The 24,179-nt window shown below is 67.1% G+C and carries 22 protein-coding genes, 1 tRNA gene and 2 pseudogenes; 12 read left to right on the forward strand and 13 right to left on the reverse strand.

Annotated elements, in window-relative coordinates; translation table 11 throughout:
- Position 1 precedes the first annotated feature (1 nt).
- Positions 2–1,402 (reverse strand): amino acid permease, encoded by a 1,401-nt coding sequence (locus MHN84_RS27075; protein WP_241207568.1) that lies wholly within the window; start codon positions 1,400–1,402, stop codon positions 2–4.
- 128 nt (positions 1,403–1,530) lie between these two features.
- Here MHN84_RS27075 and MHN84_RS27080 point away from each other — a divergent pair, with 128 nt between their 5' ends.
- Positions 1,531–2,190, forward strand: a complete 660-nt coding sequence (locus MHN84_RS27080; protein WP_374238436.1) for a glycoside hydrolase — start codon at positions 1,531–1,533, stop codon at positions 2,188–2,190.
- Here MHN84_RS27080 and MHN84_RS27085 read toward each other — a convergent pair.
- Positions 2,187–4,010 carry an alkaline phosphatase family protein gene (locus tag MHN84_RS27085; RefSeq protein WP_241207570.1) on the reverse strand — a complete coding sequence of 608 codons (1,824 nt, stop codon included), beginning with the start codon at positions 4,008–4,010 and terminating at the stop codon, positions 2,187–2,189. The two genes, MHN84_RS27080 and MHN84_RS27085, sit on opposite strands and share 4 nt — an antisense overlap.
- A 154-nt stretch (positions 4,011–4,164) precedes the next feature.
- On the opposite strand from MHN84_RS27085, the pseudogene MHN84_RS27090 reads away from it, so the two are divergent.
- Positions 4,165–4,329: pseudogene (locus MHN84_RS27090) on the forward strand (SDR family NAD(P)-dependent oxidoreductase); the annotation flags it as partial.
- 14 nt (positions 4,330–4,343) lie between these two features.
- Here the strand turns inward: MHN84_RS27090 and MHN84_RS27095 are convergent.
- Both MHN84_RS27095 and MHN84_RS27100 read right to left on the reverse strand, forming a co-directional pair.
- A complete protein-coding gene (locus MHN84_RS27095) occupies positions 4,344–4,619 on the reverse strand; it encodes a hypothetical protein (RefSeq protein ID WP_241207571.1) in 276 nt (91 codons plus the stop codon).
- A gap of 93 nt (positions 4,620–4,712) precedes the next feature.
- Positions 4,713–5,660: a helix-turn-helix transcriptional regulator gene (locus MHN84_RS27100; RefSeq protein WP_241207572.1), complete on the reverse strand. Its 948-nt coding sequence runs from the start codon at positions 5,658–5,660 to the stop codon at positions 4,713–4,715.
- A 130-nt stretch (positions 5,661–5,790) separates the two neighbouring features.
- Between MHN84_RS27100 and MHN84_RS27105 the strand changes: the two genes are divergently transcribed.
- Entirely contained in the window at positions 5,791–6,582 is a 792-nt protein-coding gene (locus tag MHN84_RS27105) for a DUF4239 domain-containing protein (RefSeq protein ID WP_241207573.1), read from the forward strand.
- Here MHN84_RS27105 and arsB read toward each other — a convergent pair.
- Positions 6,554–8,079 (reverse strand): annotated as a pseudogene (gene arsB, locus MHN84_RS27115) (ACR3 family arsenite efflux transporter). The gene MHN84_RS27105 and the pseudogene arsB overlap by 29 nt on opposite strands.
- A gap of 10 nt (positions 8,080–8,089) precedes the next feature.
- Positions 8,090–8,485 (reverse strand): ArsI/CadI family heavy metal resistance metalloenzyme, encoded by a 396-nt coding sequence (locus MHN84_RS27120; RefSeq protein WP_241207604.1) that lies wholly within the window; start codon positions 8,483–8,485, stop codon positions 8,090–8,092.
- Positions 8,486–8,590: 105 nt separating this feature from the next.
- Here MHN84_RS27120 and MHN84_RS27125 point away from each other — a divergent pair, with 105 nt between their 5' ends.
- Positions 8,591–8,950, forward strand: coding sequence for an Rv2640c family ArsR-like transcriptional regulator (locus MHN84_RS27125; RefSeq protein ID WP_241207574.1), 360 nt, complete (start codon positions 8,591–8,593; stop codon positions 8,948–8,950).
- Positions 8,951–8,956: 6 nt separating this feature from the next.
- On the opposite strand, the gene MHN84_RS27130 is transcribed toward MHN84_RS27125, so the two are convergent.
- Both MHN84_RS27130 and MHN84_RS27135 read right to left on the reverse strand, forming a co-directional pair.
- Positions 8,957–9,193 carry a hypothetical protein gene (locus MHN84_RS27130; protein ID WP_241207575.1) on the reverse strand — a complete coding sequence of 79 codons (237 nt, stop codon included), beginning with the start codon at positions 9,191–9,193 and terminating at the stop codon, positions 8,957–8,959.
- A 63-nt stretch (positions 9,194–9,256) separates the two neighbouring features.
- Complete coding sequence (locus MHN84_RS27135) at positions 9,257–10,165, reverse strand: endonuclease/exonuclease/phosphatase family protein (RefSeq protein WP_241207576.1); 909 nt, start codon at positions 10,163–10,165, stop codon at positions 9,257–9,259.
- A gap of 115 nt (positions 10,166–10,280) precedes the next feature.
- Between MHN84_RS27135 and MHN84_RS27140 the strand changes: the two genes are divergently transcribed.
- Both MHN84_RS27140 and MHN84_RS27145 read left to right on the forward strand, forming a co-directional pair.
- Complete coding sequence (locus MHN84_RS27140; protein ID WP_241207577.1) at positions 10,281–12,314, forward strand: toprim domain-containing protein; 2,034 nt, start codon at positions 10,281–10,283, stop codon at positions 12,312–12,314.
- 9 nt (positions 12,315–12,323) lie between these two features.
- A complete protein-coding gene (locus tag MHN84_RS27145) occupies positions 12,324–14,462 on the forward strand; it encodes a DNA gyrase subunit A (protein WP_241207578.1) in 2,139 nt (712 codons plus the stop codon).
- Here the strand turns inward: MHN84_RS27145 and MHN84_RS27150 are convergent, their stop codons facing one another.
- Positions 14,463–14,885: a pyridoxamine 5'-phosphate oxidase family protein gene (locus MHN84_RS27150; protein WP_241207579.1), complete on the reverse strand. Its 423-nt coding sequence runs from the start codon at positions 14,883–14,885 to the stop codon at positions 14,463–14,465.
- Between the two features lie 86 nt (positions 14,886–14,971).
- Here MHN84_RS27150 and MHN84_RS27155 point away from each other — a divergent pair, with 86 nt between their 5' ends.
- The 3 genes from MHN84_RS27155 (at position 14,972) to MHN84_RS27165 (ending at position 18,160) form a co-directional block, all read left to right on the forward strand.
- Positions 14,972–15,310 carry a helix-turn-helix transcriptional regulator gene (locus MHN84_RS27155; RefSeq protein ID WP_241207580.1) on the forward strand — a complete coding sequence of 113 codons (339 nt, stop codon included), beginning with the start codon at positions 14,972–14,974 and terminating at the stop codon, positions 15,308–15,310.
- Complete coding sequence (locus MHN84_RS27160) at positions 15,310–15,975, forward strand: cation transporter (protein WP_241207581.1); 666 nt, start codon at positions 15,310–15,312, stop codon at positions 15,973–15,975. The genes MHN84_RS27155 and MHN84_RS27160 overlap by 1 nt, the downstream gene beginning before the upstream one ends.
- Positions 15,976–16,036: 61 nt before the next feature.
- Positions 16,037–18,160, forward strand: coding sequence for a hypothetical protein (locus MHN84_RS27165; protein WP_241207582.1), 2,124 nt, complete (start codon positions 16,037–16,039; stop codon positions 18,158–18,160).
- Between the two features lie 244 nt (positions 18,161–18,404).
- On the opposite strand, the gene MHN84_RS27170 is transcribed toward MHN84_RS27165, so the two are convergent.
- The gene (locus tag MHN84_RS27170) at positions 18,405–19,418 is read right to left on the reverse strand and encodes an AraC family transcriptional regulator (protein WP_241207583.1); all 1,014 of its coding nucleotides are present in this window, start codon (positions 19,416–19,418) and stop codon (positions 18,405–18,407) included.
- 245 nt (positions 19,419–19,663) lie between these two features.
- Here MHN84_RS27170 and MHN84_RS27175 point away from each other — a divergent pair, with 245 nt between their 5' ends.
- Positions 19,664–20,146 carry an STAS domain-containing protein gene (locus tag MHN84_RS27175; RefSeq protein ID WP_241207584.1) on the forward strand — a complete coding sequence of 161 codons (483 nt, stop codon included), beginning with the start codon at positions 19,664–19,666 and terminating at the stop codon, positions 20,144–20,146.
- A gap of 92 nt (positions 20,147–20,238) precedes the next feature.
- Complete coding sequence (locus tag MHN84_RS27180; RefSeq protein ID WP_241207585.1) at positions 20,239–20,562, forward strand: DUF2795 domain-containing protein; 324 nt, start codon at positions 20,239–20,241, stop codon at positions 20,560–20,562.
- A 77-nt stretch (positions 20,563–20,639) separates the two neighbouring features.
- Here the strand turns inward: MHN84_RS27180 and MHN84_RS27185 are convergent.
- Positions 20,640–20,713 (reverse strand) — tRNA-Pro (locus MHN84_RS27185).
- Between the two features lie 100 nt (positions 20,714–20,813).
- Here MHN84_RS27185 and MHN84_RS27190 point away from each other — a divergent pair.
- Positions 20,814–22,292, forward strand: a complete 1,479-nt coding sequence (locus MHN84_RS27190) for a cryptochrome/photolyase family protein (RefSeq protein ID WP_241207586.1) — start codon at positions 20,814–20,816, stop codon at positions 22,290–22,292.
- Here MHN84_RS27190 and MHN84_RS27195 read toward each other — a convergent pair.
- Both MHN84_RS27195 and MHN84_RS27200 read right to left on the reverse strand, forming a co-directional pair.
- Positions 22,272–23,180 carry a sulfite exporter TauE/SafE family protein gene (locus MHN84_RS27195; protein ID WP_241207587.1) on the reverse strand — a complete coding sequence of 303 codons (909 nt, stop codon included), beginning with the start codon at positions 23,178–23,180 and terminating at the stop codon, positions 22,272–22,274. The genes MHN84_RS27190 and MHN84_RS27195 overlap by 21 nt on opposite strands.
- Positions 23,181–23,387: 207 nt before the next feature.
- On the reverse strand, positions 23,388–24,155 hold the full coding sequence (locus tag MHN84_RS27200) for a sulfite exporter TauE/SafE family protein (RefSeq protein ID WP_241207605.1): 768 nt from the start codon (positions 24,153–24,155) through the stop codon (positions 23,388–23,390).
- Between the last annotated feature and the right edge of the window lie 24 nt (positions 24,156–24,179).

The following is a 24,179-nucleotide window of genomic DNA, read 5'->3' on the forward strand; positions in this document are numbered from 1 at the left end:
CTCAGCGGCTGTCGGCCGGTTGCCCGGCGGCCGCGCCGTGGCGCCGGTGCACCAACACCCCGAGCCCGACGATGACGACGGCCGAGATCACCGAGAGTGCGATCGCCTGCTGCTGTTTGGGATCGAACGCCATCAACACCAGCACCGCGACGATCAGCCCGATCACCACCACGGTCAGGTACGGGAACAGCCACATCCTCACCGGCGGGCGTTCGCCCGCGGCCCGCATCTTGCGGCCGAGGACGAACTGGCTGATCGCGATGACGAGATAGACGAACAGCGCCACCGCGCCGCTGGTGGCCAGCAGGTAGCCGAAGATCTTCTCCGGCAGCAGGTAGTTGCCGATGACGGCGAGGAAGCCCACCGCGGTCGAGGCCAGTACCGCCACCCAGGGCGCCCCGTTGCCCGCGATCTTGCGGACCGCTTGCGGAGCGTCCCGACGCTCGCTGAGCGAGAACAACATTCGCGAGGCCGTGTAGAGCGCGGAGTTCAGGCACGACGCCACCGCGGTCAGGATGACGATGTCCATGATGAGCTTGGAGCCGGGAATGCCGATCGCCTCCAGCGTCGACTGGTAGGACCCGTCGGGCAGATCGTTGTACGGCATCAACGAGACGATGATGAAGATCGACCCGATGTAGAACAGCGAGATGCGCCAGATGACGGTGCGGACGGCCTTGGAGATGCCGTGCTGAGGGTCAGGTGATTCGGCGGCCGCGATGGTGACGATCTCGGTACCCATGAACGAGAACATCGTGATCAGCATGCCGGCGATGACGGCGCCGAAACCGTTGGGCAGGAATCCGTCCGGTTGCCAGAGATTCTCGATGCCGCTGACCTGCGAGTCGGGGATGAGGCCGAAGATCGCGGCCACACCGACGCCGATGAACGCGATGATGGCGACGACCTTGATCAAGGCGAACCAGAACTCGAACTCGCCGTAGTTGCCGACGCTCGCGAGGTTGGTGATGGTCAGGAGGAGCGTGACCGCCAGCGCCCAGATCCACTGTGCGCCACCGATCAGATCACTCAGGATGTTCGCCGCGGCGGTGGCCTCCACCGGGATCACCAGCACCCAGAACCACCAGTACAGCCAGCCGATGGAGAAGCCGGCCCAGCCACCCAGGGCGCGGTCGGCATAGACCGAGAACGATCCCGTGTCGGGGTTGGCCGTGGCCATCTCCCCCAGCATGCGCATGACCAGCACCACCAGGGTGCCGGCCATGATGTAGGAGAGGATGACGGCCGGGCCCGCCTCCGCGATGGCGTTCTTCGACCCGACGAACAGACCCGCACCGATGATCCCGGCGATGGAGATCATCGTGATGTGCCGAGATTTCAGACTGGTACCGAGCTTTCGCTGGGTGCCGGTCTGCGTAGACTCCGTACTGACTTCGCTCATCGAGGATGCCTTCCGTCCGGGCCACGCGTGCCCCCCGCACCAAACAGGATGACAGTGTCCCCAGCGCGGAACTTTTTCAAACGCGCCGTAGGCCAACATTGCCCGCGCCGGCGGTGCGCGGCGTTATGGTGCACCTCGTGCGCGCGAATTTGTTAGCCAACGGCCGTGGCCGGTGGCTGGCGATCGCGGTGTCGCTGGTGGTGTCGGCCGGCATGTTCTATGCCCAGGACACGGAGAAGTCGGTGGCCCCGGCCGCCGTGCCGCCCGCCGCCGCTCCGGGTGGGCCGTCCGCGTCGCCCGCCGCTCCTCCACCCGACAAAGCCGAACTGCTGGCCGCCAGCGCGCCCATCGACGCGCGGGTGTTCGACCTGTCGCTGCCGCGCGGCGTCGCGCCGGAGGGCGGCCTGCAGGTCAAGACGATCTGGGCGGCCCGCGCGATCAGCGCGATGTTCCCCGAGATCACCACGATCGGTGGTTATCGCCAAGACCCGCTGAAGTGGCATCCCAACGGGCTGGCGATCGACGTGATGATCCCGAACTACCACTCCGACGAGGGCATCGCCCTGGGCAATCAGATCGCCGGCTACGCCTTGGCCAACGCCAAGCGCTGGGGCGTGCTGCACGTGATCTGGCGCCAGGGCCTCTACCCCGGCATCGGAGCGCCGAGCTGGACGGCCGACTACGGCAACGAGACGGCCAACCACTTCGACCACGTGCACATCGCCACCGACGGTGGCGGCTACCCCACCGGCAAAGAGTCCTACTTCATCAACTCGATGCAGCGCTAGACCGCGATACCCGGTGCCCCGCACCGCAGGAAGCCGGCGGACGCGGGGTCGTCACCGCACACCGCGAACAGGTCCACCAGCGTGGTGGTCTCGTCGGGCTGAGGTTCGATCGCCGGTGGTGCCGGGGGCCACAGCGGGAAGATGCTGGCGCCCTCGACGCCGGTGAGCTTGGCGACGATCTGCGCCGCCAGATTGGTCGCGACGTAGACCAGGTCGCCGCCCAGCTGCACCGGGATGATCGCGACCTTGGCCACCAGGCTGACCAGCGGGATGCCGAGATCGACGAGATCCTGCAGGCCTGAGGTGAGCTGGTTGGTCGCACCGAACACGAAGTACGGCACCGAGGTCACGATGGTGCGCAGCGCGAGCCTGGCCTCGGTCGCGTCGTCGGGATAGCCGTACTTGGCGATGATCTCGAGGAGGTCGGCCCGCAGGGCGCCGTCGTCGTTCACCGGGTCGACGTTGCTGTCGTCCTGGTCGGTCAGGGACGTCCCGTCCGAGTCCCCCGACGGCGTACCCCCGAACAGGGTGAGCACCGTGGGGGTGACGTCGACGATCGAGTAGGTCAGGTTGATCGCGCCGGAGTCGAAGCCGGCCCCGTTCGCGATGACGAAAGTCGATGTCTCGGGCGGGGATTGGAAGCCGTGGCCGATGCCCTTCTGGGGTTGGTGGCCGTGGTCGGTGACCACGATGATCGTCCATTCCTGGCCGCTGGCCTCGATGGCGGCGAGGATCTCCCCGATGTTGCGGTCGACGTTGGTGATGGCCTCGGCGTACTCCGGTGAGTCGCCGCCGTGCATGTGCCCGTTCTCGTCGACCCCGACGAAGTAGCTGAAGACGAAGTTGCCGACGTTGGGGTCGGCGCCCAGGATCGCGGCCTCGGTGGCGTCGCCGACCCGGTCGTCGGTCTTCGACCAGTCGGTGTCGCCGGCGACCTGGGTGAAATAGATGTTGTTGTCGACTGTGGCCGCACCACCGGTTCCGGCGATGCCGGCGATCACGTCCCAGTCGGAGATCGCGGTGGTTTCGATGCTGCTGTTGAACTGTTCGAGCTGGGTGAACAGCGTGGGCCACGTCGAGTAGGTCCACGGGGTGAAGACGTTGTTGATCACGCCGGTCTTCTCGCCCCACGCCCCGGTCAGGATCGACGACCACGACGGGTTGGAGATCGTGGTGTGCCCGACGATCGTCGAGGCCGCCGTCGTGCCGCCCTGCATGAGGCTGAACAGGTTGGTGTTCTGCTGGTTGGCCAGGACCTTGCTGAGGTTGGTGCCGTCGATGCCGATCACCAGCACGTTCGGGGTGTCGTCGGCCGCCAGGGCGCTGACCTGCGACGCGACGGTGCTCCGCTGCGTCGTCGTCCGCTCGTCGCGTTTCGCGGCGGCTGCCGTCAGCAACGTGGTGAGGGCGAGCGGCGCCGCGGGAGGCGGGCCCTCGGGGGCGTCGGCGCGTGAGGCGGCTTTTGCGCCTGGGGTGATCCTCACCGACGTCACGGCGCCGTCCGTGTCGTCTGCTCTGCGATCGGCGGCCCGGGCACGGCGAGCCTCCTGACGCTCGGCGCGCCGCGTCGCTGCCGCCTCGCGGGCCTCCTGACGGCGCTGCGCGGCAGCGGCCCGGCGCTCGGCTGCCCGGGATGCCCCGGTCGCGCTCTGCGACGACTCCGACGATGACACGGACGCAGACGCGGACGTGTCACCGCCGGTGTCGTCGGCGTATGCCACGCCGGGAGCAGCCGTGGCCACCGCCCAGCCGACGCCCAGCGTCACGGCCAGCGCTCCGACGCGTCCGATGGTGGCTGCCTGAACCTTTGCCTGACCCATGAAGTATCCCTTCGCCGACCCCCGTGGCGTGTGTCACGGCAAAATTACGCTCCCGTCAGCGGTTCGCGTCGGCAATTCGCTGAGATCGTCGTCGTGTCGGCCTAGAGTCGGATCGGTGACGAGCCCGCTGCGCCGAGCGTTCCGGCTGGCCGGCATGCGGCCGCTCCCTCTTCCGTCGCTGGGCACGTCGATTCCATTGCAGGGCAAGCGCATTCTGCTGACCGGCGCATCGTCGGGAATCGGTGAGGTCGCAGCGGAGAAACTGGCGACCCAGGGCGCGACGGTGCTGGCTGTGGCGCGCCGGGCGGATCTGCGCGCCAAAGCCGCTGCGCCTCAACCTCTTCTGCCGGCCCCGCCGTCACCGTGAGGCCGGTGCGGCCGCTCGATGATGAAGGTCAGGCCCCAGCCGCCGTCGTTGCAGTACCAGCACTGGTAGGGGTTGTAGGTGGGGACCGCGCCGGGACCCTGCCCGGTGTTGGCGCCGCGGACGTCGCCCTGCGAGCAGACGGTGGTGCCGGCGGCGCTGGTGCAGTCGGCCGCGGCCGGCGGCAAGGCGATCAGCCCGGGGCCGATCAACGCCGGCAGGATCGTGACGTATGTGAGCCGCATGTCGGCCTCCCGCAGACGGCCGCGAACCCGTCATCGCGGAACCGTACCCGTCGACGATAACTCTTCCGGCCGCGCTCGCCCAAGGGCAGAAAGTCAACGGCGAAGCGTGGCGTGCGGGCTCTCGCCGTACTGTTCGCGGTAGTACACGGCGAAGCGCCCCGAATGCGAGAAACCCCACCGGAGCGCGATCTCCGCGACCCGCGTCGTGGACCGGTCGCCGGCTGCCAGCTCGGCGTGCGCATGGGAGAGCCGAACCCGGCGAAGGTATTCCGTGGGCGTGCAGTGGCAGTGCTTGCGGAACATGTACTGCAGCGCCCGCGGTGTCACGTACACGGCATTGGCGATGTCGACCATCGAGATGTCGCGCTGGGCGTTGCTGTCGATGTACGCGATCGCTCGGCGCAGCAATGTCGGTGTGCTGTCGTGCCGGTCAGCCGCGGTCGGCTCGAGATGGGCGGTGGTGGGAAATGCGGCCAGAACGCAGGCCGCCAGGTACTGCCGGGCGTTCGCGACCACCAGTGGGCTCTGGGCGGCGCAGGGATTGGTTGCCACGGAGTGCTTGATGTGCCGCAGGGCCGTGATCACGTGGGCTCCGGCGATCGGTGACACCGGCGTCGGTGCCGTCAGGCGGACTGGTTCGCTGCCGGTCACTCCCGCCGCCACCGTGTCCAGCACCCGTCTGTCGAGGGAAATGGCGTCGAAGTGCACGCCGCGGGCCTCCCCGCTGAGGTGTTGGCCTTCGTGCGCGCCGAGCGCGATGATGTCGCCCGCCCGGGACAGGTGGGGTTCGGGCGCTGACGTCGTGTGCAGGATCATGCCGGAACGGACGAGGCACAGCACGATGTCGTCGAGTGGTCTGCCGTCGAACGTGAAGTTCATGCCGTACTGGAAGTCGTCGAGCACCATGCTGCCCAGCTCGGTGCGTTCCACGTGGACACGCGGAACGGCGTCGTCGGACGGGGTGAAGCACACCTTGGTGTAATTGGCACTCACCAGATGTTCGGCTTCGCCCAGGTCCGCGGTGTCGAGCAGGACGGTCATCGCAGGTCCCCAGACAGCCGGAATGGCGTGGGCTTCCTTGTTGAGCCACTGACATTGTTCCCACTATCGCCCGTTGTATTCAACCCGGCCGGTTTAGAGTCAGCGGCGATCGAGCTGACGAGGGGGCGACGTGAGTCAATGGTTGGTGACCCATGTGCCGTCGTGGTTGTTGTTGATCCTGATCGTGGCCGCGACGGCAGGACTCGCCGTCGTGATCCAGACGTTGGTACGGCGCCGCTTTCCCGGCACCCGCGACGAAGAGCACAACGACGTCACCAAGTTCGCGTTCGGTGTCGTCGGTTTCGTGTTCGCGTTCTTCATCGGATTCGTCGTATCGGCCATGTGGGGGCAGATCAGCCACGCCGATTCGGTGGTGCGGACCGAAGGGGCGGCCGGGGCGCAGCTCGCCCGTGATTCCGGAGTGTTCGACGAGCCGGACCGCGATCGCATTCGCCAGAGCCTGATGGCCTACGAGCGGGCTGCGTTGGCGGAGTGGGACGAGTCGAACGCGGGCCGGCTCTATCCCGCGGCCGACGAGGCGCTGAACCGCCTCTACTCGGTATATGAGAGCGCGACGCCCCGCACCGACGCGCAAAAGACGTTGCTGTCAACGTCTTTCGGCAACCTGAACGACATGAGCAAGGCCAGGACGGAGCGAGTGCTGCAGGCGCGGACCGATACCGGTCCCCCCTGGTCGCTGTGGGCGGTCATCTTCGTCACCAGCGGCCTGCTCCTGGGGTGCGCGATCATCTACGGGGTCGAGAAGCCGGCCAACCACTACGCGATGGTGGCCATCATCGGCACGCTCGTCGGGGCGCAGTTGTTCCTCGTGGTGGAGCTCTCGCATCCCTATGTGGGGGCGGTGTCCACGGTGTCCGATCCGCTGCAGCAGGTCATCGGAATTCTCGAGCAGGCCCGGTGATCCCGGGTCCGCGCTGCACCAGGTCGTCGGCGAGAGTCTGCACGCGCCGCGCGATGTCGTCGCGGATGAGCCGCATGCGCTCGATCCCGTCGATACCGTGCTCGGAGGGTTCGACGGTGTCCCAGGTGTGGAATCGAGGACCCGCAACCGGTTCCACGTGGGCTTCGCGGCCCAGGGTCACGACCATGTCGACGTCACCGATCATGCCGGCGTCGAGCGGCTTCGGCGCTTCACCGCTGATGTCGACGCCCACCTCCGCGAGGGCTTGCGCGGACAGCGCGTTGACACGCTCGCCCGGTCGCGTGCCGGCGGAGTGGACGACGACGCAGTCGCCGACGAGTTGACGCATGAGTGCGGCCGCCATCTGCGACTTACCGGCGTTCTTCACGCACACGAACAACACCGACGGTGTCCGGGCATCCGTCATGCCGGCGCCTCCTCCGATCGGGCCCCGGCGAACCGGTGGCGCAGGGCGAGTGACACGTAGACCAGACCGACGAGTACGGGAACCTCGATGAGGGGGCCGACGACACCGGCCAGCGCCTGCCCCGAGGTCGCGCCGAACGTCGCGATGGCAACGGCGATCGCGAGCTCGAAGTTGTTGCCTGCCGCGGTGAAAGCGAGCGTCGTCGTGCGCTCGTAACCCAGGCCCAGCACGGCTCCGAGCAGATAGCCGCCGCCCCACATGATCGCGAAGTAGGCCAGAAGCGGGACGGCGATACGGGCGACGTCGAGGGGCCGGCTGGTGATCTGGTCGCCCTGCAACGCGAACAGGACGACGATGGTGAACAGGAGTCCGTACAGCGCCCAGGGTCCGATCCTCGGCAGGAAGGTCCGTTCGTACCAGTCTCGCCCTCTCGCCCGCTCCCCCAGTCGACGCGAGAGATACCCGGCCAGCAGTGGGATTCCGAGGAAGATGACGACGGACTTCGCGATCTGCCAGGGGGAGGCGTCGATGCTCGTCTGCGGCAGTCCGAGCCAGCCCGGCAGGATCGACAGGTAGAACCACCCCAGTGCCGCGAACATCAGGACCTGGAAGACGGAATTCACGGCGACCAGGACGGCGGCGGCTTCACGGTCGCCGCAAGCCAGGTCGTTCCAGATGATGACCATCGCGATGCACCGGGCGAGACCGACGATGATGAGACCGGTGCGGTACTCCGGCAGGTCGGGCAACAGAAGCCAGGCCAGCGCGAACATCAGTGCGGGTCCCAGAATCCAGTTCAGGGCAAGGGAACTGACGAGCATTCTGCGGTCGCCGGTCACGGTGTCGAGTCGGTCGTAGCGCACCTTGGCGAGTACCGGATACATCATGATGAGAAGACCCAGGGCGATCGGGAGCGAGATGCCGTCGACCGCAATGCCGTTGATGACACGGTCCAGACCGGGCACCGTGCGGCCGAGCAGGAGTCCGGCGGCCATGGCGATACCGATCCACAGCGGCAGGAACCTGTCGAGGAACGTGAGCTTGTCGACGACGCCGGCGTCGGCTGTCATGAGCGGGCCATCAGCATCGGGCACCGAAGGTGTCCGAGTCGGCGAGCACGGTGTAGACCTCCCAGCGCTCTCCGGCGGGACCGCTCACCCAGACCTTGTCCTGCGTCGCGAAGCAGCACGTGGTGTTGATCTCCTCCTCGGTGATTAAGCCTGCGCCGGCGAGGCGGGCGATCTCGCGGTGCACGGTTTCGCTCGAATCCACCTCGACACCAAGGTGATTGATGGTGCCGCCGTGGCCGGGGTTCTCGAGCAGCACCAGCTTGACCGGAGGGTCGGCGACCGCGAAGTTCGCGTAACCGGGTTTCACCTTGGCCGGGGTGGTGTTGAAGAGCGCGGAGTAGAACGCGATGGCCTCGTCGAGGTCGTCGACGTTGAGTGCGAGTTGGATGCGGGATGTCACCGGCATCTCTGACATCACTGCCTCCCTACCTGTACGACGTATGTCGAAGTATTGACGACCGCCACGATGCCACCTTTGTGATGAATGTCAAGATGGTGGCACTATGGGTGAGTGCCCAAGAGCTTGCCGACCATCGACATGTCCGGGCCAGTGTGCTGTGCGCCGGTGGCCTCGGGTCCGATGAGCGATGCCGATGCGCTACAGGTGGCGCTGCGCCTGAAGGCTCTGGCAGATCCCGCCAGGGTGAAGATCATGTCGATGCTCTTCAGTTCAGCATCCGGTGAAGAGAACAGCGGCGCGTTGGCGGCGGCAATCGGGTTGACCGAGTCCACCGTCAGTCATCACCTCGCGCAGCTGCGCCGCGCCGGGTTCGTGGCCTCGGATCGTCGGGGCATGAACGTTTTTCATCGCGTCGCGCCCGATGCACTGGGCGCCCTGTGCACGGTGCTGGATCCGAACTGCTGCGGGTAGCTCAGATCACGCGGGCATACTGGTCGCTTGTGCTCCATGCTCAGAACTGAACGCGTCGTAGGCAGCTGCGACGGTATCGGCTTCGGCATCGGGGTGGTCGTAGGCGATGGCGTTGATCGCTGCGATGGTCGCGGGACCCAGACCGCAGTCGCGCGCCGCTGCACGTCCGTGGGTGAGAGCGCTGTTCAGCAGAATTTGGAAGTTGACGCGCAACTCGTCGGGTGTCGGCGAAGGGGACGGCATTTACGCCAGCGTAGAGGCCGGGGCGCGGCAAGGCGGCCGCTGATGAAGAAGTTTTCGCAGAGTTCACGGGTCGGCAACGACAGCTGATCCGTCGCCGCCGCCGGTGTGAACGATCCGACACAGCAGACCGAAGTGATCGGACGGGAACACTCGCGGCAACGCGCGGGAGATCGGCTCGGTACCGAGAAGGTCGATGCACGCCGGGGCCCACTGGTCCCCCGTGATCAGCACGCGGTCGAACCGCACGCCCCGGTGCTTGCGCTTGTTGTCGTACAGCATGAGGTTCACCGACGTGTTCTCGGTGAACCCTTCTTCGTTCGGATGCAGCGTCGCCCATGCGTCGGCACAGTCTGCGGGAAGGTCGACGTTCTCGGTGTCGCGCAGATTGAAATCGCCGCACAGTACGACGTTTTCGGTGGTTCCAGCGATACGGAACACCGCGTCCAGCTGGTGCGCACGGATCGTCGACGCGTTCTTGCCGCTTTGCAGATGCAGTGAGCAGACCGCCAGCTCCTGCCCGTTGACCGTGAGGTTCGCTCTCAGCAGGCCGCGACCGACACTGTGCGGCAGATGGGTGTACACAGCGTGCGATACCGGGAGCCGCGAGAGGATCAGCAACCCGTAGTTGCCGAAATCACGGCCGGTGGCCGCCACCGATTGGTAATTTTTCCGAATCCAGGGCCGGCCGAGGAACACATCGAGTGCCGCGGCAGTGACCTCCTGCAGCGCGATGACGTCCGGGGTGTAGGTCTCGAGCAGGTCGACGATGGCCTGGTACCGCGCTGTCGCGTGGTAGTCGCTGAACCAGATGTTGAACGTCGCGACACTCAGCTCGTCGCGCTCGACGGGAACCGCATCCGTGACCGCGACCCACCGATTCCTGTCGATGTCGAAGGCCGCCGTGTCGATGGTCCGCTGCGGGCGCAGCATCCATGTCAGCCGCCGTCGCTGCCGGGACAGGAAGGCGCGCACCACGCCATGGTGTCATCACCGCCACAACCTGGGTTGCGGAGCTGTAGATGCACGAGGAAGTCGGATCCTCCGTCTACCATTCCACCGGCGCCCCACCCCACGGAGAGGACGAGACGTGAGTTACACCGCCGCTGACATCACCGAGCTCGACGATGTCCAGCACACCCGCCTGCGGCCGGCGGTCAACCTCGGTCTGGACATCCTGAACACCGCGCTGCGTGAGCTGATCGACAACGCAGTGGAAGAGGTCGCCGATCCCAGCCACGGCGGGTCGACCGTCACGATCACCCTGCATGGCGACGGGTCGGTCAGTGTCGCCGATGACGGCCGGGGACTGCCGGTCGACACCGACCCGGCAACCGGCAAGAACGGCATCGTCAAGACGCTGGGCACCGCCCGCGCAGGCGGGAAGTTCTCCGCGCATGCCGACGCCACCAGCACCGGCGCCGGCCTCAACGGGATCGGTGCTGCCGCTGCGGTGTTCATTTCCGCCCGTACGGACGTCACGGTCCGCCGGGGCGGCAAGACCTACCTGCAGAGCTTCGGCGGCGGCTATCCCGGCGCGTTCGACGGCGAGGATTTCGACCCCGCCGCCCCGTTCACCCGTGCCGACGCGCAGCCGCTGCGCGGCGTGAGCAACCGCAAGCCCAAGGCTCAGGGCACCACGGTGCGCATCCTGTTCGACCCGGCCGTCGTGCCGGATTCCACGCTCGACATCGGCGAGGTTCTTCTGCGGGCGCACGCGGCCGCGCGCATGTCCCCCGGTGTGCACCTGAGCGTCGTCGACGAGGGTTGGCCGGGTGACGAGGTGCCGCCGGTGCTGCTCGAACCCTTCACTGGTCCCTGGGGCACCGACACGCTCCTCGATCTCATGTGCACGGCGGCCGGCTCCCCCGCGCCGGCGGTGCGGGCCGTCGTCGAAGGCCGCGGGGAGTACACCACCGGCCGCGGCCCCACACCGTTTCGCTGGTCGTTGACGGCGGGGCCCGCGGAACCGGCGACGGTGGCGGCGTTCTGCAACACCGTGCGCACGCCCGGCGGCGGGTCGCATCTGACCGCGGCGATGAAGGGGCTGTCCGAGGCGCTGGCCGACCGGGCGTCCCGGATCCGCGACCTGGGCCTGGCCAAGGGCGAAGAAGGACCGGAGGCGCAGGATTTCGCGGCCGTCACCGCCCTTGCCGTGGATACCCGCGCTCCCGACGTGTCGTGGGACTCGCAGGCCAAGACGGCGGTGTCGTCGCGGTCGTTGAATCTGGCGATGGCACCGGATGTCGCGCGCAGCGTCACCATCTGGGCGGCCAACCCGGCCAACGGTGAGACCGTTTCGCTGTGGACGAAGCTGGCCCTCGAATTCGCCCGGGCGCGACGCAGCGCCGAGGGCGCCAAGGCCCGTTCGCGCGCAGCGTCGAAAGCCAAAGGGCTGGGCACCAATCTGTCGCTGCCGCCGAAGCTGCTCCCCAGCAGGGAGACCGGGCGCGGCTCGGGAGCCGAGCTGTTCCTCTGCGAGGGCGATTCGGCACTGGGCACCATCAAAGCCGCGCGCGACGCGACCTTCCAGGCGGCCTTCCCACTGAAGGGCAAGCCACCCAATGTCTACGGCTTCGCGCTGAGCAAGGCCCGCGCCAAAGACGAATTCGATTCGATCGAACGGATTCTCGGCTGCGGCGTGCGCGACAACTGTGATCCCGAGCAGTGCCGCTACGACCGGATCCTGTTCGCCTCCGACGCTGATCCCGACGGCGGCAACATCAACTCGAGCCTGATCTCGATGTTCCTCGACTTCTACCGCCCACTCGTCGAAGCCGGCATGGTCTATGTGACGTTGCCGCCGCTGTTCGTGGTGAAGAACGGTGACGAGCGGATCTACTGTCAGGACGAGTCCGAACGAGACGCCGCGGTGGCGCAACTGAAGGCCACGTCCAAGAAGCGGGTGGAAGTGCAACGTAACAAGGGTCTCGGCGAGATGGATGCCGACGACTTCTGGAACACCGTGCTGGATCCGCAGCGCCGCACGGTCATTCGCGTCCATCCCGACCACGACGAGGCGAAGCTGCACCACACGTTGTTCGGCGGGCCGCCCGAGGGGCGTCGCACATGGATGGCCGAGATCGCCGCCCGCGTCGACACCTCTGCGCTCGACCTCGACTAGGAGTTTGACGTGTCTGCCACCCTGGACATCCCGGAACAGAACCCGGACCTGGTGCTCGACCAGAGCGCCGACGACTACTGGAACCACTATCAGCTGACCTTCGCGCTCTACAGCGTCAGCGACCGTGCCATCCCGTCGGCGTTCGACGGCCTCAAACCCGGCCAGCGGCGTCTGCTGTACCAGATGCACGACTCGCGGCTGCTGCCCGGCAACAAGCCGCAGAAGTCGTCGAAGGTGTGCTCGGCGGTCACCGGCAATCTGCACCCGCACGGGGGCGCGTCGATGTACGGGGCGGCGGCACTGATGGCCGCGGAGTTCCAGCGCGTGAAGGTCATCGACGGGCAGGGTGCGTTCCCCCGCATCCAAGGCGACATCCCCGCCGCCGACCGCTACACCGAGATGCGGCTGTCGGCGCCGGGTGCAGCGCTGACCGCCGAACTCGACGACCACGCCGTGCCGATGGTGCCCACGTTCGACGGCGAATGGACCGAGCCCACGATGCTGCCGGCGCAGTGGCCGGTGCTGCTGTGCAACGGCGCCGTCGGTATCGCCGAGGGGTGGGCCACGAAGGTGCCCGCGCACAATCCCCGCGAGGTGATGGCCGCCTGTCGCGCGCTGCTCAAGACCCCGAACATGACCGATGACAGGTTGTGCAAGCTCATTCCCGGGCCGGACTGGGGATGCGGCGCCACCGTCGTCGGCACGGCCGGGTTGCGGGAGTACATCACCACCGGCCGGGGTGCGTTCACCGTGCGCGGCACGATCCACATCGACGGCAAGAACTGCGTCATCACCGAGCTACCCCCGGGTGTCGCGAGCAACACTGTGCAAGAACGGATTCGCGCGCTGGTGGAGTCCGGGGAGATGTCCGGTGTGGCCGACATGTCGGATCTCACCGACCGTCGCAACGGTCTGCGCATCGTCGTCACCGCCAAACGCGGCCACAGCGCCGAGGACATCCGCACGCAGCTGCTGGCGCTGACCCCGCTGGAATCGACGTTCGCCGCCAGCCTGGTGGCCCTCGACGAGAACCGCGTGCCCCGCTGGTGGTCGGTCCGTCAACTGATCGCGGCGTTCCTGAGCCTGCGGGACTCGGTCGTGTTGCACCGCAGCGAGTACCGACTGGAGAAGGTCACCGCGCGCCGGCACCTGGTGGCAGGTCTGATGACCATCCACCTGGACATCGATGCGGCGGTCGCGGTCATCCGGGGTTCCGACACCGTCGACGAGGCCCGGCAGGGGTTGCAGGAGCGGTTCGGAATCGACGCCGTGCAGGCCGATTATGTTCTGGCACTGCAGCTTCGCCGGCTCACCAAGCTCGACGTCATCGAGTTGCGGGCCGAGGCGGAGAAGCTGGACGCTGAATTCGCGGCACTGACCGAGTTGGTGACCGACCCGGATGCACGCCGCAGGGTGATCGATCAGGAACTCGTCGAGACGGCGAAGCTGTTCAAGGGGCCGGAGTTCGACCGCCGCACGGTGCTGGACACCGAGGCCACCCCTGTGACGGCGAGCGGTGACGAGGACGGACCGCGCGAACGCAAGGTCAACACCGCGTGGCGCCTCGACGATCGCGGGGTGTTCTCCGACAGCCACGGCGAGCTGTTGACGTCCGGTCTCGGCTGGGCGGTCTGGACCGATGGGCGCGTGAAGTTCACCAACGGCAACGGTTTGCCGTTCAAGATCCGAGACATCCCCGTGGCGCCCGACATCACCGGGTTGGTGCGCTCGGGAGTGCTCCCGGAGGGGCATCACCTGGCTCTGGTGACGCGGCGGGGCAAGATCCTGCGCATCGACCCGGCGGCGGTCAACCCGCAGGGTGCGGCAGGCAACGGCGTGGCCGGGGTGAAGCTGTCCGGTGACGGCGACGAGGTGGTCGCCGCGCTGCCGGTGTCGTGCGCCAACGGTGAGGCGATCCTGTCGCTGGCCGAAAAGAGTTGGAAAGTCACCGAAGTCGCCGACATCCCCGTCAAGGGGCGGGGCGGCGCCGGTGTCGGCTTCCACCCGTTCACCAAGGGCGAGGACGCACTGCTGGCCGCGTCGATCTCGGCGACCGGTTATGTCCGCGGAACGAGAGCCGTGCGCGCCGAGAGCCGAGCGAAGGCGTCGATCAAGGGGGCGGGAAGCGACGTCGTACCGGCGGGCTGATCAGTCGCCGTAGTGCCAGGACCGGGTGCGCACCGGGGTGACGTAGATGTAGGCGGAGCCCGGCCTCGGCTCGGTGGGCAGCTCATCCTCCGGCACGCCGCGCCTGCGCGCGCCGTGGCGGGCGAGCTCGACGGCTTCCTCGCTGTCGCGGACGACGCGGGCGTTGCCCTGGAACATGACGCCGCGGATGTCGGACATGGTGGAGCCGTCCTCGAGCATCACGCTCACCTTCGGATTCGCTTCGATGTTCGCGATCTTGTGCGTGCGGTCGCGCACGCCCATGACGATGTCGTCGCCGATCCGGAAGTAGCCCAGCGGCACGCTGTGGGGAAACCCGTCGTCGTCGATGGTCGTGAGGGTCGCCCAGCCCGGCCGGCTGTCGACAAGGGCCTTGATCTCGTCATCGGTGAGTGCGCGGGGCATGACACGAGGTTACTGGTGGGCGACGGCAACGATTCCTCCCTGAGTACAGCTTTTTGTGAATACACAATTCTATGTACTATCGAGCGATGCCGACCGTCGTCCACACCGATGCGCTGGCCCGCTTCGGGCACGCGCTGTCCGATGTGACGCGCACGCGCATCCTGCTGAGCCTCGCCGCCGGTCCGGCCTATCCGGCCGACCTGGCCGAGCGACTCGGGGTGTCCCGCCAGATGCTGTCCAATCACCTGGGATGTCTGCGCGGGTGTGGCCTCGTGGTCGCTGTGCCGGAGGGCCGTCGCACGCGATATGAGTTGGCCGACGAGCGCATTGCTCACGCTCTGGACGATCTGATGGGGCTGGTGCTGGCCGTGGATCCCGACTGTCGCTGCGTCGCATCCGACGGCGCGGTCTGCGGGTGCACCTGATGGCGCCCGTGGCACTCACCGACACCCGGCGCCGGCTGTTGGCCCGTCGCATCCGGTTGTTCGTCGCGCTCACGATCTCCTACAACATCATCGAGGCCGTCGTCGCCGTCACCGAAGGTGCCCGGGTGTCGTCCACGGCGTTGATCGGGTTCGGGCTCGACTCGGTGATCGAGGTGTCGTCGGCGGCGGCCGTCGCGTGGCAGTTCTCCGGCCGGGACCCCGAGGCGCGCGAAAAGGTCGCCCTGCGCATCATCGCGTTGTCGTTCTTCGGGCTCGCCGTCTACGTGATGGTGGACGCACTCCGCGCCATGCTCGGTGGAGGCGTGGCCGAACACTCGACCATCGGCATCGTGCTGGCGGCGCTGAGCCTGGTCATCATGCCGGTGCTGTCCTACGCGCAGCGGCGCGCCGGCCGCGAACTCGGATCGCTTTCTGCCGTAGCAGATTCCAAGCAGACGCTGCTGTGCACGTACCTGTCGGCGGTGCTCCTCGTCGGCCTGGTGCTCAACAGCCTCTTCGAGTGGACCTGGGCCGATCCCATCGCGGGTGTGGTCATCGCCGCGATAGCCGTCCGCGAAGGCGTCAACGCCTGGAAGGGCGATACCTGCTGCCCGTCACCCGTCGTCAGCACAGGTGAGCCGGCCTGCTCGAGCTGCGACTGCTGATTTCCCTTCACAGCCGCTTCCCAGCGTGGTTTGCTGAAAGGGGTCCAGGGGAGGTTGCGCAGTGGGGCAAGCAAACAACATCGGCCGAGTGGGCGCACTGGCCGTTGCATTGGGAATCGGTTCGGCGATCGTCGGATTGGCTGGGGAGGCGCAGGCCGAACCCGACGCAACGAGTACGTCGGCGGGCACATCGCAGAGCGCCGACGCTCCCAGGAACCACACCAGGAAGATTTCCGACAAACCCTGGCGCGGCAGCACACGCACGAGCAAGCGAGGTACCGGCAGCGCTGATGTCAAAGTCGCTGCCAGCGAACAGGATTCCGATCTCGCCGAGCGGTCCGCGCTGCCGCGGACGAAGCGGTCCACGGCACTGCGGCCGCTGTTCTCCCCGAAGCCGAAGCCGGCGAGCACACCTGACGCGCCGGCCGCCTCGTCGCTGCTGTGGACGATGGTGGGCTCCGCGCGGCGCGAAGCCCGCGATGTCGAGGCTGCTGTCGGAACCTCCGAACTTCCCGGGGAGGCGTTCGAGGCCCCGGTCGTCACCCCCGACGGCACCGCGTACCAAGTGACCCGTGAGGTGTTCAGCCGGCGCGAGTCCATCACCCACGTCTCCGTCCTCGATGACAACGCTCAGGTCATCGCGAGCGCAGACATCGACGGGTATGCCTACTTTCCCGCGGCACGACCCGACGGGACGGTCGTCGTCGTCACCCTCGGCCCGGGCGGCAGGCGCTCGACTGTCTCGACCGTCGACAGCGCCGGAACAGTCACCAGGATCGCCAAGATCACCGGCACGCCGGATCGGCAGGTTCGCGTCGGTGCGGACGGCGCGCTGTACATCAGCACTGAGGTCCCCACCTTCGGTGTCATGGGAGCGACCCGCCCCTACCGGTTGGTGCGGATCTCACCGAACAGCACCGCCCAGGTTCTGCCGCACGACACCGCGGTCGAGCTCAGACCCGACGGGAGCGCGTACCTGGTGTCGACCCAGGGCGGGTTCTCGTCGGTGCGGGTCTTCACGGCAACCGGCGCGACACGAACCGTCGCGCTGCCGTACGGCTCAGAACCCAGCGACCCGATCGTCGGTGACGACGGCACGGTCTACGTCACCGCCGGCGTGAAGGGATGGTTCGGCAGCAAGACAACCCGCATTTACGCCCTCGCCGGGACGTCGAGCACGGTGCGCACCGTCGACGGCCTGCCCGGGTGGACCGTGGTGACGCCCGACGGCGTCTACCTGGAGACGTACACCCATCCCGGTTCGACCGACGATGGCACCGGAACAACCCTCATCTCGAAGATCACGCCGACCACGCTGGACACCTCCGACGTGATCGAGGGCCGCATCGTCAGTTTCCTGATGCAGGTCGCGGCGGATGGCACTGTCTTTGCGCCGCTGGCGGTTCCGGCGTCGTCGACGACCACCCCGGTGGCGATCGTCGCCCCCGACGGCACCGTCGCCGTCGTCGCGGTGCCGGGCACACCGACGCAGTCGTCGGTGGCGCCAGGGCAGGGAGGCGTCGTGTCCCCCGCGACGGAGAACGTCGGCTACGTCAACTACACCGCCGAGGGATCCGAACACGTGGCCGTGCTGAACACCGATGGCACCATCGTGCGCATTGTCGATCTTCCGTCGGGTGCGGCGGGAAACGCAGTGGTGTTCGGCCCCGACGGTGCGCCGTACCAGCTGCTGCGCTACACGGGGCCTGACGGCTTCATCTCGGCCTATCAGGTACTCGCGCTCTCGACCGACACGGTCACGACCGAAGTGCCTGGATTGGCGGGATACATCGAGTTCGGCCCGGACGGCACCGGATATCTGCGCGTGTCGGGAAGTGGCGGCGCATGGAACATCCTGGGCTTCGATTCGACAGGGAACACCGTGATCCCGCTGAGCGAGTTCACCAGCCTGACGTACGTCTTCACGGAGTTCTACAAGCAGAGATTGCTGACCTTCGCCCCGGACGGCACCGCGTACGTGATCAACAACGACCTCGGCCCCACCGCAAGCGTGTACGCACTGACGCCGTCGGGCGCACAGAAGGTGCTGGAGGCAGCGGGCAGATCCAATACCTCGCAGAGTTTCCTGTCGGAGTTCGAGCCGAACGGAACGGCGTACGTCAAGCTCGGGACGGCCACGCGAGACACCCTCGTGTACAGCTTCTCGGCGCTGGCTGTCGTGTGACCGCGGATGCGGCGGCTCGTCGTGGTCGGTCAGCTCGACCACTTCTTCCAGGCCAAGAACGTGAGCACTTCCGGTGTATTAGCCGGACCGAGTACATCGCTGCGTGTGTTCACAAGCGGCTGCTGATGTTCGGCGTCGGCGCGCGGTCTCGGCCCCGGGTTCCCTCTGACGAGAGTGTGATCAGCTATCGAAGGCGCCGGGTGACGTCGGCGCTGCTGCCACGACGGGGTCGTTTCGCGAGGAGCTAGGGACGATCCGGCCGGGCGCCCGAGCGAAGTGTCTCCGAGGGGGTCTCTCCGAAATGCTCTCGATACTGACTGGCGAATCGGCCCAAGTGCAGGAATCCCCAGCGGACGGCGACCGTCGTCACGCTGACCGAGTCAGGAGAGCTCGACGCCAACTCTGCGTGCACGTGGTTCAGTCGAAGCCGTCGGAGGTAGGCCATCGGCGCGGGATGGTCGGACCGTTCGAACGCCCGCTGTAGGGAACGTGCACTGACTCCCGTTGCTCGCGCCAATTCTGCGGTGCTCCAGAGCTTTTGCGGCTGCGCATGCATCAAATCGATTGCCCGCTTCGTCACTGCTGCGCTGGCCGGGTGTTCGCGTGCGGTCAGCGCATCGGTGAAGTTGTGGGGCTGCATCTGCAACAGACCCTGTATCAAGAGGAGTTGGAGGTTGCCCACCGCGAGCGGGTGGTTCAGGAGGCCTCCGGGCTGCCAGGCTTGCCGGCCGAGGAGCCGCACCAAGGAATACCAGTCCTTCGCGGCAGTGGAGCTGAGACTGAGCCGCCGATCGAACGTGATTCTTTCTCGGACGGGACGGTCGAGCATGGCTTCGAGCTGGCGCCGCATCTGTGATTCGGGCACCTTGACGCACACCTGATCGCAGTCGGCGGACCAGGCGAGCCGGCACGGCGTTCCCGGTGTGAAGATGGCGACGGCCCCTGCGGTCGTAGCGACATCCTCACCGTCGCGCCACCTGTTCATCGCCGTGCCTGTTACCGGTGCGTCGATGTAGTAGGCACTGACGTCGTCGGCTCGTATCTCGATGTCCACCCCGAAGCCGACGTCGCCGACGGTGACCATGGGAAGTACCAACGCCTTCATCTGCATCTTCACCGCGGCGGTTTCGATGGGAGCCAGTTCTGCGGCCACATAGAAGCGGCCTACGGCATCGGCCGCCTCGTCGACGTCAGTTGTGCGCACCTCCGCTGCCTGCTCGAACGGCGCGTCGGTCATGTGGTGCTCCCAGCTTGTCATGCGCGGGGGGCTCCTCGCCGGCCCCCCGAAATCCTACTGCCCCGCGTCATTGCGGCCCTCCTTCAAGCATGCCAGCCACGTACCTGGCGCGAATCGGCCAATGCAGGGACTTCCAGCGGATAGCTGCCCCCCCCACCGCCTGATCAGGTCGCCGGTGGACTTATGAAGGAGGTGACGGAGTGGGCGAAATCGGAGACAGCGGCCGGCAGAACGGACATCCGTTCACGCTGAGGCGACTTCCCGACATGACGAGCATCCTGTTCGTTTCTGGGCACATCGACGATGCCGAAGGGGCGACCATGGGCCGCTTGGTCGCCGCTGAACTGGCACGACAACCGGCACAGCTGGTCCTCGAGCTGTCACGCGCCACGTCGGTCGGTGGCTCATTCGTCACAACCCTCGTCGACGCATCCGCAATCGCCGGAGAGGCCGACACCTCCTTCTGCCTGGTTGTGTCGCCGACTGGACCCGTCGCCGATGCGCTCGCCGCTGCTGATCTACTCGAGCGCTTCGAGATATTCACGTCGCTGCACAAAGCCCAGCTCAGGGCGGACCATCTGAAGACACCGGGCGCTGCCGTGATCGAACAGTCGCATCGCGACCGTGAGCGCGCGCAGAAGACCATCGAGGCAGCGCGGAGGGCGTCTGAGCAGAGCCAGTGTCTGCGACGCTTCGGGCCTCGCGCGACAGACGATCGGCACCCGGGCGGCGCGGACCCGCAGGGGTAGCGATCTCGTCCCAGGAGTCATGAGCGGCCTGGTTTGCGGCCCGTCGTGCTGGGCATTGGGCACCGACAGACCCGCAGATGAGGAGGAGCACCATGTCCGCAGCCACCACTCGCCGCCAACTCCGCGAATGCCTCGACGATGTCGATTTCCCAGCTGACAAGGCGACTCTTCTCGCAGCGGCCGAACGCCATTCTTGCGATGACGACACCATCCGGGCCCTGCGTTCGATCCCACCCGAGACATATGCCGCATTCTCCGAAGTGCTGGCGTCGGTGCCGCTGACCGACGACGTGATGAGCAACGGCGAGAAGGGTGCCGCGCACCGGGTGCCCACCAAACCGGGTGTCACCGAGAGGGACAGAGACGTGCCGCCGAACCCGATCGCCGAGGAACTGGGCGAGAACCGCAAGAAGTGAGGCGCCGCTTGGCAATCGCGCAGGACCGCCGAGACACAAAAACCCGCTCCGACACTGGTCAGAGCGGGTTTTGAAAGTCGGGCTGACAGGATTTGAACCTGCGACCACTTGACCCCCAGTCAAGTGCGCTACCAAGCTGCGCCACAGCCCGCGTGCCTCCCGGGATCGCCGGTCAGCGGTCGAAAGCTTACAGCAGGGTTACCCCCGGTTCCCAACCGCGTCGCCGTGCCCCGCGCGGGTACAACTGACCAATGAGCGACACTCCCCTGTGGCTGTTCGCCGATCAGCTCGGCCCGGCCGTCTACGGCGGCGAGCACGCCCACCGCGAGGTCCTGCTCGTCGAGGCCACCTCGGCTCTGGCCAAACGCCGGTATCACCGCCAGAAACTGCACCTGGTCCTCTCGGCGCTGCGCCATGCCGAGCGCGATCTCGGCGACCGCGCGACCCTGCTCAAGGCGGACACCTACACCGACGCGCTCGAGCAATTCGACCGTCCAGTGCTGGTCCACCAACCCACCTCGCACGCGGCCGAACGTTTCGTCAACCGGCTCCAGAAGCAGGGCCTCGTCGAGGAAGTCCTCCCCACCCCGACATTTGCCTTGCCGCGCAAGGACTTCGAAGATTGGGCCGGCAACCGGACCCGTTTTCGCATGGAGGATTTCTACCGCGACCAACGCCGCCGCTTCGACGTGCTGATGGAGGGCGCGGATCCCGTCGGCAAGCGTTGGAACTACGACGAGGACAACCGCGAGTCCCCGCCCAAGAAGCAGGCCACACTCGACGTGCCCGCCCCCTACAAGCCGCGCGAGGACGACATCGATGAGCAGGTCCGCCACGACCTCGACGCGATGGACCTCGACACCGTCGGCGCCGACGGTCCGCGCCTGTTCGCCGTCACCCCCACCGAGGCCAAGCGGGCGCTGAAGCGCTTCATCGACCACCGGCTGGAGCTGTTCGGCCGCTACGAGGACGCGATGATGGGCGGCGACTGGGCGATGTCGCACTCGCTGCTGTCGGTCCCGCTGAACCTCGGCGTCCTGCACCCCCTCGATGCCGTCGAAGCCGCCGAGCAGGCCTACCGCGATGGCAACGCTCCCCTGGCCGCCACCGAGGGCTTCATCCGCCAGATCCTCGGCTGGCGCGAGTACATGTGGCATCTCTACTGGCACTTCGGCCCGCAGTACACGAAGAAGAACGAGCTGAGAGCGCACACCAAGCTGCCGCAGTGGTGGGCCGACCTGGACGCCGACGAGGTCACCGCGGCCTGTCTGCACCACGCCCTCAAAGGCGTGCGCGACCGCGGCTGGTCTCACCACATCCAGCGGCTGATGATCCTGGGCAGCCATGCCCTGCAGCGCGGCTACCGGCCTGACGAGCTGGCCGAGTGGTTTGCCACCGCCTACGTCGACGGGTTCCGCTGGGTGATGCCCACCAACGTCGTCGGCATGAGTCAACACGCCGACGGCGGACTGCTGGCCACCAAGCCGTACACCTCCGGCGGCGCCTACATCAACAAGATGAGCGACTATTGCGGCGACTGCGCGTTCGACCCGAAGAAGCGCCTCGGCGACGATGCGTGTCCGTTCACCGCGGGGTACTGGGCCTTCACGCACCGCCACAAGGATCTGCTCGCCAAGAACATGCGCACCCGCCGTGCGGTGTCCTCGATGGAACGTCTCGGCGATCTCGACGCCGTCCTCGAGCAGGAGTCAGCGCGGGAGCACTTCTGAGCTGGAATCGGTGACCGGCAGCGACTTGGGTGCCCGCGACACCCGCCACGCGTAGATGACCAGCGACACCCACACCACGACGATCAGCGTGTAGATGGCCGTCGACCACGGCCAGTGGATGTCGAAGAAATGCACCAACTTCTGACTGTTGGTCAAGACGATGACCCCGCCGACCGCGGTGCCCAGCAGCGCGGGGCTGATGCGGCTCACCAGCCACGCTGCGATCGGCGCGGCGATGACACCGCCGACCATCAGCCCGACCACCACCGGCCAGTTCTCCAGGAACTCGTGACGCAGCCCGATCAGGAAACCGATCGACGCCGACACCGACACCAGGAACTCCGAGGCGCTGACCGAACCGATGACGGTGCGCGGCGCCGTCTTGCCCTGCGAGAGCAGTGTGCTGGTCGTGACGGGACCCCAGCCGCCGCCACCGGAGGCGTCGATGAAGCCGCCGAACAAACCCAGTGGCGCGAGGAACTTCACCCCGTGCCGAGTGCCCTCACCGCCGATCACCAGCGGGGTGCGCAGCGAGAAACGCAGCAGCACATACATGCCGATCACCATCAGGATGGCAGCCATCAGCGGAGCTGCGTGCTCCGTCGACAGCGAGGACAGCACGGTCGCACCGACGAAGGCGCCGATCGCTCCGGGCACACCCAGCTTGGCGACCAGCGGCCAGTCGATGTTCTTGAACCGCCAGTGCGACAGTCCGGACGCCAGCGTGGTGCCGACCTCGGCGAGGTGCACCGCGGCGCTGGCTTGGGCCGCGCCGACGCTGGAGAGCACCAGCAACGTGGTGGCCGTGACCCCGAAGGCCATGCCCAGGGCACCGTCGACGAGTTGGGCGCCGACACCGACGAGGGTGAAGATCAGAAGCGAACGCATGGGTGCTTTCGGGGGATGCGGTCACGCAAAGCGACCGGCCGGACGTGGGGACTCGGCGTCAGGGACGCCGACAACACCACTCGTCGAAAGCCATCAGGCGGCGCGACGGCCAGAAGGGCTCGAGTGCAGACGCTTCGGACGGCGCAGCCGCCACCAGCACGCTGTCGACCATCGATTACCCCATCCCCTGATCAGATCCCGGTCAGCTTACACGGTCAACAACCGGTACAGCCCGATCAATCCCACCACGACGATCACCGCGCGGAGCACGTTCGGCGAAAGTCGGCGCCCGTAGTGGGCACCGAGGAATCCGCCGATGAGCGACCCGATCGCTATCAGCCCGGCAGCCGCCCAGCTGATCCGGTCGAACGCCACCACCGTGTAGGCGACGGCCGCGACGATGTTGACCAGCAGCGACAGCAGGTTCTTGGCGGCGTTCATGCGTTGCATGTCCTCGGGCAGCAGCGCACCCATGACTGCGACCAGCAAAATGCCCTGCGCGGCGGTGAAGTAGCCGCCGTAGACGCCGACCGCGAACGTCAACGCGACGAGCGCGGTCATCCGCGCCGCGGAGACGTGGTCGGCGGACTGGCCGGCCGCCTCGGCACGGCGGCGCGCCCAGGCCTGGATGCGCGGCCCGATGACCACCAGCACGAGTGCGAGCACCAGCAGCACCGGCACGATGCGGAGGAACACCTTCTCCGGCAGGTGCAGCAGCAGCCAGGCTCCGCCACCCGCGCCGAGCAGCGACGCCGGGATCTGCCACCGCAGCCGGTGCCACTGTCCGCGCAGTTCCCGCCGGTAGCCCCAGGTGCCGGATACGCCGCCGGCCACCAGGCCCACCGCGTTGGACATCGTCGAGGTCACCGGCGGATACCCCAGTGCGACGAGCGTCGGGAACGTGATGAGGGTGCCGGAGCCGACGAGCGCATTGATCGCGCCCGCTCCGACGCCCGCCAGGGCGATGAGGATCATGTCGACGACGGGCACTCGGCTCAC

The sequence above is a fragment of the Mycobacterium sp. PSTR-4-N genome (genome assembly GCF_022348085.1).
Taxonomy (GTDB): domain Bacteria; phylum Actinomycetota; class Actinomycetes; order Mycobacteriales; family Mycobacteriaceae; genus Mycobacterium.

Coding starts and splice junctions, on each gene's coding strand:
- MHN84_RS27075 (WP_241207568.1), bottom strand. CDS start 1,402: ATGAGCGAAGTCAGTACGGAGTCTACGCAGACCGGCACCCAGCGAAAG.
- MHN84_RS27085 (WP_241207570.1), bottom strand. CDS start 4,010: ATGGGTCAGGCAAAGGTTCAGGCAGCCACCATCGGACGCGTCGGAGCG.
- MHN84_RS27095 (WP_241207571.1), bottom strand. CDS start 4,619: ATGCGGCTCACATACGTCACGATCCTGCCGGCGTTGATCGGCCCCGGG.
- MHN84_RS27100 (WP_241207572.1), bottom strand. CDS start 5,660: ATGACCGTCCTGCTCGACACCGCGGACCTGGGCGAAGCCGAACATCTG.
- MHN84_RS27120 (WP_241207604.1), bottom strand. CDS start 8,485: ATGCCGGTGACATCCCGCATCCAACTCGCACTCAACGTCGACGACCTC.
- MHN84_RS27130 (WP_241207575.1), bottom strand. CDS start 9,193: ATGCCGTCCCCTTCGCCGACACCCGACGAGTTGCGCGTCAACTTCCAA.
- MHN84_RS27150 (WP_241207579.1), bottom strand. CDS start 14,885: ATGCCCCGCGCACTCACCGATGACGAGATCAAGGCCCTTGTCGACAGC.
- MHN84_RS27155 (WP_241207580.1), top strand. CDS start 14,972: ATGCCGACCGTCGTCCACACCGATGCGCTGGCCCGCTTCGGGCACGCG.
- MHN84_RS27160 (WP_241207581.1), top strand. CDS start 15,310: ATGGCGCCCGTGGCACTCACCGACACCCGGCGCCGGCTGTTGGCCCGT.
- MHN84_RS27170 (WP_241207583.1), bottom strand. CDS start 19,418: ATGACAAGCTGGGAGCACCACATGACCGACGCGCCGTTCGAGCAGGCA.
- MHN84_RS27175 (WP_241207584.1), top strand. CDS start 19,664: ATGACGAGCATCCTGTTCGTTTCTGGGCACATCGACGATGCCGAAGGG.
- MHN84_RS27180 (WP_241207585.1), top strand. CDS start 20,239: ATGTCCGCAGCCACCACTCGCCGCCAACTCCGCGAATGCCTCGACGAT.
- MHN84_RS27190 (WP_241207586.1), top strand. CDS start 20,814: ATGAGCGACACTCCCCTGTGGCTGTTCGCCGATCAGCTCGGCCCGGCC.
- MHN84_RS27195 (WP_241207587.1), bottom strand. CDS start 23,180: ATGCGTTCGCTTCTGATCTTCACCCTCGTCGGTGTCGGCGCCCAACTC.
- MHN84_RS27200 (WP_241207605.1), bottom strand. CDS start 24,155: ATGATCCTCATCGCCCTGGCGGGCGTCGGAGCGGGCGCGATCAATGCG.